This window comes from Streptomyces sp. NPDC003635 (assembly GCF_053587635.1).
Genome location: NZ_JBSFOK010000028.1, coordinates 48,039 through 59,547, shown reverse-complemented (window position 1 = coordinate 59,547; position 11,509 = coordinate 48,039). Strand labels below are relative to the sequence as shown.

Below are 11,509 nucleotides of genomic sequence, written 5' to 3'. Positions count from 1 at the left end.
AAGTCGACAGGGGGGCGAACAGCTGCGGCAAGCGGACGTCGAGCCTCGCGGTCTCGTCGGGGACCGCCTGTTCGCGGTGCGCGACGGCGAGGGAATTTCGGCTCGGGGAAGAACACCCGTTGATTCCGCCGGATACCCCGACGGCCCACCTACGTCGATACCTCAGCCTGGACGACGTCGAACTGGCCCGCGAGCAAGCTGTCTCCCACTTCGACCAGCTCCCCCTCAGCGTCCTGACTACGGCCACCCTCGACTGGGTGCGCGCGGCCGTGGCCGGTGTTCCGGTCGACGAGCGGCGCTTCCGCCCGAATCTCCTGGTGCGAACGCCTCCCGGTACGCGCCCCTTCGTCGAGGACGAGTGGTTCGGACGCAAGGCATGGTTCGGGCATGCCCTGCGCGTGGAGTTCGTGCGCTCCAGCGAACGGTGTGTCATGACCAATCAGGCCCAGCCGGGTCTGCCTCATTCACCGCTGGTGCTGCTAGCGATCGCGAAGGGGCACGACGCCCGGCTGGACGCCCTGGCGTCAGTGGTCGTGCCCGGCCCGGTGAGTGTCGGCGACGCTGTCGCTCTTGTTTGACCGCCCGGGGAGTGGCTGGTCAATGGGTACGGACCGACGGGGACGGCGATCTGCCAAGGTACAGGCCGAACTCCCGCTCGCTATGCGTTTCATAGCGCACACCGGCCCAGCGTGCCGGTACCGCACATGCTCATCGGACGGCGGGCGCGTTGGAGTCGAAGGCGCCGCGGCGGTCGACCGGGTGCACAGTGCGGTTCGCGCGCCTCCGCCAGCGTCAGGTCATGTGTCGCCAGCACGACGGTGTGTCCGGCGCGGTGCAGATCCATCTGCAGTTCGCTGACGTTCTGGCCCGCGGCGGTGTCGGGCGCGCCCCGTGGGCTCTTCGGCGAGCAGCAGCGCGCGGGCCGGGTGACCAACGGCCGGGCGACTTGCACGGCTGCCCCGCCGCTGATCCTCGCCTCTTCACGGGCGTCATTGAACGACCAGGATCGAGCGGATTCTTCACCGACGCCGACGCCAAAAGCGCCTGGGCCGAGCACCGCCGATCGAGATATGCGATGCCACTTACGCGAAAAATCTTTCGCGTAAGTATTGACGTACATTGAGGGCGAAAGCGACGCTGGAGGTGCCCCTTCTCCTCGCTCCCGGAAGGAGCGACCGCCATGAAGGCTCTGCGCCCACCCCTCGCGCCGGCCGCAGATGACACAGCCCCGTCCCCCCGCCCGCGCCCGCGGTTCCCGGTGGCTGCGGCGCTGACCGACCGCCTGGACGACACCGCCGTGGTCGACGTCGCAGTGCGGCTCGCCGCCGCCCGGGGTGCACCGTTGCTGCTGATCGCCGTACTGCCCCCACTGCCGCCGCGGTTGGCGCCTCGCCCGGACGGCATGGCGGCCCGTGCGGTGCTGGGGCGGGCGCTGTCGCGCCTGGCCCGCGCCGGTCTCACCTATGAGCCGGCCGTCTACCACCGCCCGACGAGCCGGGGCGGGCGCCTGGGTGAGGCGAAGGGCCTGCTGGACGTGGCCGTCGCCCACGGCTGTTCGGTGCTGGTTGTCTCGCGCAGCGGGCCGTCTGGGCTGGATGCGTGCACGGTGATGCAGGCGGCCGCGATCCGCGGCGGACCGTTGGTGCACGCGGCCTCACCAGTGCCCTGGGTGCCGCTGGCCGCGCCCTGCCCTCCCGCCTGACGCCCAGCGGCCGGTCAGACGTCGGTCCCGGATCGCCCGACGGGGAGAGGATGTGCGTACACCCCAGCTCCGGGCCGCACTTCCGGGCGGATGGCTTTACGAGGCGGCATGCTCGGCTCCCGTGCCGGCGGCGGCGGGAATGTCCTCGCGGTGCAGGAAGGTGCCCAGAAGGTCACCGACGGGGTGGTCGGCCTCGGACGGGTGACGCAGGGCCACGGTGGGGTCGATGGTGTAGCGGTTGCGGCGCCCGACGCGGGTGCGGGTGAGGTAGCCGGCCGCTTCGAGGTCGGCGACGATCAGTTGTACGGCTCGTTCGGTGATGCCGATCTGGTCGGCGACGTCGCGTCCGCGCGCTTCCGGGTCGCGGGCGAGGGCGATCAGGACGCGGGCGTGGTTGGTCAGGAACGTCCACTGGTCGCCGCGCGCGGCAGAAGGCTGGGTCATGACCTCCACCATACGAAGCTCACTTCGTATGAACAAGACCTTTTCGCGAAAATGTATTGACGAAAAAGTTTTCGCGTAACTCTTGACGGGAATCACGCGGTCGAGTGACGCTGAAGACACCCCCGCCACTGGCCTCGACCCCGCTGAAAGGGGGTCACGATGCCCGTTCCGACCCTCACCCGGCTCGCCGCCTCAGGTCCGCCAGTCCTGCCCCTGCTGCCTCGTCCGGTCACCGCGCTGGTGACCAACCGGCCCGAAGACATCGGCTGCACCCCTGTCGTCCACCTCGTCCCGGCCGACGGTGGCGGGCAGCCGCGGCTGCGGGCTGCGGGCGGGGTGCCGGCCCTGGCCGCCCGGCATCACTCGCCGCTGGTGGTCGCCTCCGGCCGGGGGCCGACCGGGCTGGACGCGCACAGCCTGATCGAAGCATCCGCTGCACACGGCGGCCCCTTCGGTCACGCCGTCGCCCCAACCCGATTCACCGCGCCCGTCAACGGCGCCGGCCTGGGGACGTGCGACCTCTCCCCGGCCGGGCTGCGCAACGTGTGGACACTCGCCCAGCGGGGCCTGCCCACACCCGCCGCCCGACAGGTGGCCGAAGGGGCACGAGATATGTGTCGCTGTGTGTGCGTCGCCCTCCCGACGTGCCCGCAACACCGCGCCCCCGCGCGAAGCCCGGCGTGAGGAGGTGACCGCCTGTGTGACGTCCCACGAGTGGCCCGGGCCCGGCCCACCCTCCGTACGCCGCTCAAAGCCCGGCCACCGACCCGCTCCTCATGCCCTGGACCTCCACGTCGTCTCCCACCAGGAAGCCGATCAACCATGAATGAACTGTCGTTCGCGGTCCCGCTGTGGGTGTGGGCCGCGGTCACCGTCGGCATCGGCGTCATGCTCGGCCTCGACCTGATCGCCCACCGCGACAACCACGTGATCGGCTTCCGCGAGGCCGCGCTGTGGAGCGGGTTGTGGATCGCCATTGGCCTGGGCTTCGGCCTGATCCTCCTGGCGTGGCAGGGCGGGGACGCGTCCTCCACCTACTACGCGGGCTATCTGATCGAGAAGGCGCTGTCGATCGACAACGTGTTCGTCTTCGCGCTGGTCTTCTCGTTCTTCGCCGTCCCCGACGCCTACCAGCACAAGGTGCTGTTCTGGGGCGTGATCGGGGCGCTGGCCTTCCGGCTGGTGTTCATCTTCATCGGCGCCGAACTGCTCCAGGTGTTCTTCTGGACCGCCTACCTCTTCGGCGCGTTCCTGATCTGGACGGGCTGGAAGATGGCCGTCTCCAAGGACGAGGAAGTCCACCCCGACCGCAACCCGGTCGTCCGCCTGGTCAGGAAGCTCATCCCGACCGACCCGACGTTCCACGACGACAAGTTCTTCATCCGCGTCAACGGACGCCGGATCGCGACGCTGCTGTTCGTGGTTCTCGTCGCGATCGAGGCCACCGACCTGATCTTCGCCGTCGACTCCGTCGCCGCCGTCCTCGCGATCACCACCAACACGTTCATCGTGTGGACCGCCAACGCCTTCGCCGTCCTGGGACTGCGCAGCCTGTACTTCTGTCTCGCCGGACTGCTGCGCCGCTTTGCGTACCTGCACTACGGGCTCGCGGTCCTCCTCGCCTTCGCCGGTGTCAAGCTCATCCTGTCCGAGACCCCGGTCGGCAAGCTGCCCATCCCGCTGACCCTGGGCGTCATCGTCGTAACGATCACCGTCTCCATCGTCTGGTCGCTGATCGCCACCCGCAGCCAGAACGGCGACACCCCGCACGGCACCAGCCACGCGGACGAGGCCGCCGAACCCGCACCGGCCACCGGCCACCGCCCTGCCACCTCCTCCGCGGCCCCGCACGGCAAGGAGGGCCCCCGTCACAAGCACCCTGAGCCCCGGCCGGACGACCTGACGAGAACTACTCTCCGGCAGGGTCGTGTGCGGTGAGTCGGCTCGTGTCGATCCGCGTGCGTGTTCCGTCCGGACGCTCGATGTCGACGATGCCGGACTCGGTGATGAAGACGTGCCAGCCGCGGATCTCGCGGTCGGCGTCCAGCACGATGGAGTACACCGCCCGGTGACGCGTCGTGGGTTGCGGGGTGACCAGGCTGTACACGACGCCGCCGCCCTCACGTCCCTGCGTGGGGGCATTGGGCTGAGGCTGGTAGATGTCGTGCACGGCGGTCCAGCTCCGCTGGAACGGGGGCGACACCTGCCCGCCGTCGTCCTCGGCCCGCAGGAGGAAGAACTTCGCGGCGGCCGCCCCCCGTCGCAGGACGAGCCGCTGGTCCGTGGCTTGGTTCACCCGCAGCGCGTGGTCGCGGTCGTTGAGCAGGAAGCGGGTGTCGACGGTGACCGGCTCCCTGGCGGCGATGTCGTCGACGACGAGCACGATGTGCGGGAGCAGGGTGATCCAGGTCCGCCGGGCGCGGGTGATGGCGGCCGGGTAGCGGTCCGCGAGATCCACGCCGAACACCGTGACGCCCGCCCGGTGTTCAGGGCCGCTCCGGTCGCCCACGGGAGCGCCGTGGACGTGGCTTCGCTCGATCGTCGCGCCGGTGACCGGATCCGTGATCACCCATGTGCTGTGCTGCGCGGCCTGCTTCGCCTCCTGCTGGGCGCGCAACCGGTAGGAGCAGTGGCCGGGATCGGTGAAGAAGAGCTCGTCGCCGTGGCTGAGTACGAAGCTGCCGTGGTCGTCGTGGCGATGACCGTCCACGTTCAGCGCTGTGTTCCCGGCCTGCGCGGCAAGGACCGTCCTGGTCTCCTCCCACCGGTCGCGGACGGCGACCGTCCCGGTCTCGAAGGACTGCGCCAAGGGGAGCGAGAGCTCGTGCGGAGCACGTGCCGCCACCGCGTCGGACAGGTTGACGGCCGACCGCCAGCCGATCTGGGAGAAAAATCCGAAGGTCGACAGGCCCGACGGCTCCAGCTGGAGATCGCTGTAGGTGTGGTCGAACAGCCAGCGGGCCAGTGCCGCGTCCGCGGGCTCGGCTCCACCGTCCCGCCCGGCGATGCTGGTCAGAAGGTCGGCCGGAGGACGTGCCGTCATGGCGGAGTCGCCGAAGTTGACCATCGTGGTGTAAGTGCCGGGCCCGAGTTCGGCGTTCGGGCCCTGGAACATCGCCGAGTGGGCGATCCACGGCATCATCGCCGCGTAGGGGACGGCGAGGTCCGGCAGCGGGGTCTGTCCGTAGGCCAGAAGCAGTTCGCGCAGGTTGCTGTGGTGCAAGGAGGCGTACCCGAAGTACTGGAGGCTCTCCCCGTAGCTGTCGCTGTTGTACAGGGCGGCCGCGCGCGCGTAGCGCTCGGTGAGGGTGGCGGTCCGGTCTTCGTCGCCGATCAGCAGGGACACGGCGCCGACGGCGTTGAGGAGCACCATGTACCAGTTGTTGAGCGGTGTGCCTTCCTCGCCGCCGCTCACCGCGTACTGATCGGCCCCTCGCTCCATACCGAGCAGGGCGCGCTCGCACGGGAGGAGGCAGTGGTCGACGAGGGCGTCCGTCACGACGCTCCGCTCGTCGGGTGTGAAGATCTCCGGCGCGAGTTCGAGCACCTCGGCCACGCCCAGGCCGACGTGGGCGGTTTCGAGCATGCCGACCGGCGGATCCAGCCTGGGCCGGAAGGAAGGTCCCACCCACGCATCGACCGGGAGGGCGCACAGGCGCAGCGTCTCCGCGTGAAGCCAGCCTGCCGCCGCCGGACTCGGCCGCAACGCGTGGACGAACGCCACGTCCCCGAGACGCTCCCAGGCGACGTGCCACCACGCGGGCAGCTCGCCGGGAACGGTCAGGGTCGGGTTGCGCACCCATCGCGCCGCCCGCTCGGCGATCACCCGTACGAGCTCGGTCACACGTGGGTCGTGCGCCATGCGTCGCCTGACGGCAGCCACGTCCAACCGCGCACCCGCTTTTCGGTCTGCCGACAGCTCGTACACGCAACTCTCCCGGTGATCGCGGCTCCGTGAGATTCCCATGATTCCGGGAGCGGCCCTCGAACACCCTTGTGTCATTGGGGGTGTATTTACACGAACCGACGGTCGCCGCGGGGCGCACGAGTTCCCCGGGGCTACGGTCCCGGCCTCGGCGGTCGGATCAAGCAAACATCCGGCGTCTCACCGATGGTCCGCACTGCTCGGCCTCACCATGCTGGCACCATGGCACATGCGAATGACACACCTGAGGCCGGCTGCGCGCAGGGTCCGGCTTCCCGTACCCCTGAAGTTCCCCGGCAGGGCGACGGGGTGGTGGCCGGGCGGCGTATCGCCGTCGTGGGTGCCACCGGCGGGATCGGCAGGGCTCTCGTTCACCGTCTGGTGGGACAGGGGGCCCGGGTGGCGGCGGCGGGAACCTCCCGCGAGCGGCTGAAGGAGCTGAGCGCCACGTATCCAGCGGTGTTCGTCTGCGCCGCAGACTTCACCAACGAGGGCGACGTGGAGGCCTTCTACGCCGAGGCCACCGGAGCACTGGGCCGGCTCGACGCCGTCGTCAACCTCGCCGGGGCCTCGGTTCCCGGCGATGTCCGGAACGCGAGCACGGAGACGTTCGACCAGGTGATGGCGGTCAACGTGCGCAGCACGTTCCTGTCCTGCACGCAGGCGCTGCCGCACCTTCGCGACCAGGACGCTCTGATCATCAACGTCGGCTCGCTCGCCGGTCTCCGCCCCAATCCGGCGGCGCCGCTGTACTGCACGGCGAAGGCCGCCGTCGCCATGTTCACCCGCGCGTTCGCGACGCAGGTCAAGGACAGGCGCCTGCGCGTCACCAACCTCACGCCGGGAGGCACGGACACTCCGTTCTGGGGGGACCGGGCGGTGGACCGCACCGCCCTCATGTCGAGCGACGACGTCGTCGACACCATCATGTTCGTCCTGTCGCGGCCGGCTCACATCATCGTCCACGACATCCAGTTCGAGTCCACGGGTCGCGTACGCGCGTGACGCCTGAACCGGGCCGCCGTAGGCGTCGCCTCGACGGTGGCACGAGTCGAGCGGACCCCGTCAGCGGCCTGGCCAGGAGTCGCGGGACCGCTCCCGCCCTGTTCTCGTCCGACACCGACCATCGGTGCCCCGTCGAAGGGATCTTCGCCCATCATGACCCTTGCCGTCCGCTATACCGCCCCGCGCACGCTGGACTTGGCACCTGCCGAGACCGTTGCGCCCGGCCCGGGGGAAGTGGAACTCTCCCCCGCCTACGTGGGGATCTGCGGTACAGACCTGCACATCTACCACGGTGACATGGACCAGCGGGTCAGCCGGCCCGCCGTTCTCGGGCACGAGATGTCCGGCCGTGTCGTGCGCACCGGCCCGGAGGTGGAGCGCTGGGAGCCCGGCGACGCGGTGACCGTGATGCCGCTGCGCTGGGACGGCACGTGTTCCGCGTGCCGGGCCGGCCATCGCCACATCTGCCGGGGCCTCGACTTCCTCGGCATCGACTCTCCCGGGGCGATGCAACAGCACTGGATCGTGCCCGCCTCGACGCTCGTCCGGCTCCCCGCGTCTCTCGCCCTGGACCGGGCCGCGCTGATCGAGCCGACGGCCGTCGCCGTACATGACGTGAGCAGGGCCGCCGTGAGTGCGGGAGAGAAGGTCGTGGTGGTCGGCGGCGGCCCCGTCGGTGTCCTCATCGCGCTGGTGGCCCGGGCCGCGGGCGCCGATGTCCGGATCGTGGAGTTGAGCCCTCACCGGCGGCGCATCGCCGACGGTCTCGGGCTGCCCTCCTGGGACGCCGCTGACGACGTGCCGGAACGGGTGCGGCGGTGGACTGCGGACGCGGGCGCGGACGTGGCCTTCGAGGTGTCCGGGGCCGCGGGCGGTGTGGCTACGGCGGTCGACGTGCTGGGGGTGCGCGGCCGGCTGTGCATGGTTGCCATCCATCCGCACCCTCGCGAGCTGGACCTGCACCGGTTCTTCTGGCGGGAACTCACCCTGGTCGGCGCCCGGTTGTACGACCGCTCCGACTTCGAGCGGGCGGTCGGGCTCGTCGCGGACGGTGCGGTACCCGTCGACCGGCTGATCAGTCAGGTCGTGACGCTGCGCCAGGCGCCCGAGGCCTTCGAGGCGCTGGAGAGCGGCGGCGACGTGATGAAGGTTCTCGTGCGCTGCGAAGACGCCGTTCAGGGAGCCGCCTCGTGAGCGCCTTCGATCTCACCGGACGGCTCGCCGTGGTGACCGGTGCGCGGCGCGGCATCGGGCGGGCGATAGCCCGTGCGCTCGCCGAGGCCGGCGCGGACGTCATCGGCGTCAGCGCGAACCTGGAGCCGTCGGGCAGCGCCGTGGAGAAGGACGTCACCGGCGCGGGACGCGCTTTCGAGGCGATCCGCACCGACTTCTTCGATCCGGCCGCCGTACGGCGGTTGGGCGCGCGGCTGACCCAGCGACCGAGACCGGTCGACATCCTCATCAACAACGCGGGCGCCATCCGGCGCGCCCCGGCCGCCGTCCACAGCGACGCCGATTGGGAGTACGTGCTCCAGGTCGACCTGCACGCGCAGTTCACGCTCACCCGTGCGGTGGGGGCGGCCATGGCGGCACGCGGGCAGGGGAAGATCATCTTTACCGCGTCGCTGCTCAGCTTCCAGGGCGGCGTCACCGTTCCCGGCTACGCCGCCGCGAAGCACGGCATCACCGGTCTGACCAAGGCCTTGGCCAACGAGTGGGCGCCGCACGGAGTCAACGTCAACGCCATCGCTCCGGGCTACGTCGCCACCGACAACACCGAGGCCCTGCGCGGCGACCCCGCCCGCAGCGGGGCGATCCTGGACCGGATCCCGGCCGGCCGATGGGGGCGGGCGGAGGACCTGGCCGGCGCAGCCGTCTTCCTGGCCTCCGACGCCGCCGCCTACGTCAACGGCATCACGCTGCCTGTGGACGGCGGGTGGCTGGCCCGCTGAGCCCTTAACGCTGATGAGGCGTCAGGATCGCACGACCGCTGACGGGTTGACCCCGGTGAGCTTCTTGTACAGGTAGCTGAAGTAGTACACGTCACGGAATCCGCTCGCACGGGCCGCCTCGGTGACGTTGTACTCACCGCTGGCGAGGAACTCGGTCGCCTTGTTGATCTTGAGGTGCTGCTGGTACTGGGTCGCGGTCATCCCGGTGGCGCGCTTGAACAGCGTCCGGAAGTGCGAAGGGCTGAGGTTGCACAGCTCGGCGAGTTCCTCGACGGCGTAGCTCCGGTCGAAGTTGTCGGCGAGCAGCTGTGTCACCTTGCTGATCCTTCTCTGGTACGGCGGTACGCGCTCCGGTGCGTCACCGGTTGAGACGATCTTGTTGAGCGTGAGCGCGATCGCCCCACGGATGCGGAGCAGGTGGCCCAGATCCTTCCTCGCCCAGGCCGTGTACATCTCCTGGAAATAGGGGGCCACGTCCGCCCGCATCCCCTTCGTCAGGACGGGGACCGCGCCCGGTTCCGGCGGTTCAAGTGCCTCGTCGGTGAGGGTGAACGCGGTGGAGACGAAGCGCCACGGATCATCGGGGTCGCTCGACGCGGTGTGCGCGGCGGCTTCGGGCATGAACAGCACATCGCCGGCGGTGATCTCGTAGGCCGTGCCGTCTATGAGGTAGTGGGCGCGGCCCGCTACGCAGTAGGCGAGGATCGTGGAGCTGGGGTTGGCGAAGTCGCGGATGCGCCAGTTCGGGTTGGGCTTTCGTTCGATCACGTACTCGATCTTGGTGACGAGCAGGTCGTACGAGGTGCGCGCACCGTGCGGCTCCGACGGACGAGGCGACATCGGATCCTTACCGCGTCGAGAGAGGTCCAAAGGCTGGGCCCTGGCCGGTGCTTGCGTGGTCCCGGCCTTGAGGCGGACCCGACGCCCCGCATCCGGGCGTCGGGCCACGAGACGGACGGTCAGACGTCGAGTGGCTCGACGTCGGTGGCGTCGGGCAGCATGCCCGTCGACGCCAGCCGGGCATACCAGTGTGCGGAGTCCTTCCAGATGCGCTCCCCCGTCGCGTAGTCGACGCGGATGAGGCCGAAGCGCTTGGTGTAGCCGTAGGACCACTCGAAGTTGTCCAGGAGGGACCAGGCGAAGTACGCGCGCACGTCCGCCCCGGAGTCGATGGCAGCCCCGACGGCCTCTATGTGATCCCGCAGGTAGCGCACCCGCCGGTCGTCGTGTACACGGCGCCGGCCGGCGGGGTCCACGGTGACCTCGTCCGCGAACGCGGCTCCGTTCTCGGTCACGGCGAGCGGCAGCGCGGGGTAGCGGCGGTGCAGGTCGAGCAGCAGTTCGGTCATGCCCGAGGGCTCGATGTTCCAGCCCATCTCGGTCAGCGGGCCCGGCTGGGCCGGGAACTCGACGTCGTCCGCCCCGACCCAGGGAGACATGTCCCCGCTCCTGTGCCCGTCGGCCCGCTCGGGAGTGCCCCCGTCGACGAGCTTGCGCACGAGTGTCGTGAAGTAGTAGTTGACACCCAGTACGCTCAGCGGCTGGCGGATGGCCTCCAGGTCGCCCTCGTGCACGAAGGACCAGTCGCTCACGTGGGCGGTGTCGGCGAGGAGGTCCTGCGGATAGGCGCCGTCGAGCATGGGTCCGGTGAACGCCCGGTTGGCCAGCGCATCGATATGCCGAACGGCGTCCGCGTCGGCAGGAGAAGACGGATCCGCGGGCCGGATCAGGTGCAGGTTGAGGGTGACCGATGTCTGAGCGCCGGGAATCTCCTCGCGGATCGCCCGGATGGCGAGGCCGTGCGCCAGGTTGAGATGGTGCACGGCTGCAAGCGCCGCCTCCGGTTCGGTGCGGCCGGGGGCGTGGATCATGGAGGCGTAGCCGAGGTAGGAGCTGCAGAACGGCTCGTTCAGTGTGGTCCACACCTCGACCCGGTCACCCAGCTCGCGGGCCATGTGCCGGGCGTAGTCGGCGAACGCCAGCGCGGTGTCACGGTTGGCCCAGCCGCCGGCGTCCTCCAGTTCCTGCGGCAGGTCCCAGTGGTACAGCGTCACGTAGGGACGGATGTCGCGCTCCCGTAGGGAGTCGAGGAGCCGCCGGTAGAAGTCGACGCCCTCGGTGTTCAGGGGGCCGCGGCCGCCGGGCTGGACCCGCGGCCAGGAGATCGACAGCCGGTAGGCGCCAACGCCGAGACGTACGAGGTGCTCGATGTCCTCGGCCCAGCGGTGGTAGTGGTCACAGGCGACGTCGCCTGTGTCGCCGTTCTGTGTGCGACCCGGGGTGTGCGAGAACGTGTCCCAGATCGAGGGGCCGCGGCCTCCCTCGCGGGCGGCGCCCTCGATCTGGTAGGCGGCGGTCGCGGTACCCCACGCGAAATCGGTCGGGAAGATGCGCGGGGCGCTCAACGCCACCTGCCTCTCCATCAGTTCACTCATGGTGCAGCCTTCGGATCGGGTCCCGCCGCGTCAGCTCCGCGGCGGG

At 70.0% G+C, this 11,509-nt stretch carries 11 protein-coding genes; 7 read left to right on the top strand and 4 right to left on the bottom strand.

Annotated elements, in window-relative coordinates:
• Positions 1–119: 119 nt before the first annotated feature.
• Both ACWDRW_RS24765 and ACWDRW_RS24760 read left to right on the top strand, forming a co-directional pair.
• On the top strand, positions 120–578 hold the full coding sequence (locus ACWDRW_RS24765) for an MOSC domain-containing protein (RefSeq protein ID WP_451726222.1): 459 nt from the start codon (positions 120–122) through the stop codon (positions 576–578).
• Positions 579–1,180: 602 nt separating this feature from the next.
• Complete coding sequence (locus ACWDRW_RS24760; protein ID WP_451726221.1) at positions 1,181–1,702, top strand: universal stress protein; 522 nt, start codon at positions 1,181–1,183, stop codon at positions 1,700–1,702.
• Between the two features lie 96 nt (positions 1,703–1,798).
• Here the strand turns inward: ACWDRW_RS24760 and ACWDRW_RS24755 are convergent, their stop codons facing one another.
• Positions 1,799–2,146 (bottom strand): helix-turn-helix transcriptional regulator, encoded by a 348-nt coding sequence (locus ACWDRW_RS24755; RefSeq protein ID WP_451726220.1) that lies wholly within the window; start codon positions 2,144–2,146, stop codon positions 1,799–1,801.
• Positions 2,147–2,305: 159 nt separating this feature from the next.
• Here ACWDRW_RS24755 and ACWDRW_RS24750 point away from each other — a divergent pair, with 159 nt between their 5' ends.
• A complete protein-coding gene (locus tag ACWDRW_RS24750; RefSeq protein ID WP_451726219.1) occupies positions 2,306–2,830 on the top strand; it encodes a hypothetical protein in 525 nt (174 codons plus the stop codon).
• Positions 2,831–2,968: 138 nt separating this feature from the next.
• Positions 2,969–4,084: a TerC family protein gene (locus tag ACWDRW_RS24745; protein WP_451726218.1), complete on the top strand. Its 1,116-nt coding sequence runs from the start codon at positions 2,969–2,971 to the stop codon at positions 4,082–4,084.
• Here ACWDRW_RS24745 and ACWDRW_RS24740 read toward each other — a convergent pair.
• Positions 4,056–5,990: a heparinase II/III domain-containing protein gene (locus tag ACWDRW_RS24740; RefSeq protein ID WP_451726217.1), complete on the bottom strand. Its 1,935-nt coding sequence runs from the start codon at positions 5,988–5,990 to the stop codon at positions 4,056–4,058. The two genes, ACWDRW_RS24745 and ACWDRW_RS24740, sit on opposite strands and share 29 nt — an antisense overlap.
• A gap of 303 nt (positions 5,991–6,293) precedes the next feature.
• Between ACWDRW_RS24740 and ACWDRW_RS24735 the strand changes: the two genes are divergently transcribed.
• From ACWDRW_RS24735 to ACWDRW_RS24725, 3 genes are all read left to right on the top strand, one after another.
• On the top strand, positions 6,294–7,076 hold the full coding sequence (locus ACWDRW_RS24735; RefSeq protein ID WP_451726216.1) for an SDR family oxidoreductase: 783 nt from the start codon (positions 6,294–6,296) through the stop codon (positions 7,074–7,076).
• A 153-nt stretch (positions 7,077–7,229) separates the two neighbouring features.
• Positions 7,230–8,270, top strand: a complete 1,041-nt coding sequence (locus ACWDRW_RS24730) for a zinc-dependent alcohol dehydrogenase (protein WP_451726215.1) — start codon at positions 7,230–7,232, stop codon at positions 8,268–8,270.
• Complete coding sequence (locus ACWDRW_RS24725; protein ID WP_451726214.1) at positions 8,267–9,028, top strand: SDR family oxidoreductase; 762 nt, start codon at positions 8,267–8,269, stop codon at positions 9,026–9,028. Before ACWDRW_RS24730 ends, ACWDRW_RS24725 begins: the two co-directional genes overlap by 4 nt.
• 21 nt (positions 9,029–9,049) lie before the next feature.
• Here the strand turns inward: ACWDRW_RS24725 and ACWDRW_RS24720 are convergent, their stop codons facing one another.
• A complete protein-coding gene (locus tag ACWDRW_RS24720; RefSeq protein ID WP_451726213.1) occupies positions 9,050–9,868 on the bottom strand; it encodes an AraC family transcriptional regulator in 819 nt (272 codons plus the stop codon).
• A gap of 119 nt (positions 9,869–9,987) precedes the next feature.
• Positions 9,988–11,463 (bottom strand): GH1 family beta-glucosidase, encoded by a 1,476-nt coding sequence (locus tag ACWDRW_RS24715; RefSeq protein ID WP_451726212.1) that lies wholly within the window; start codon positions 11,461–11,463, stop codon positions 9,988–9,990.
• Between the last annotated feature and the right edge of the window lie 46 nt (positions 11,464–11,509).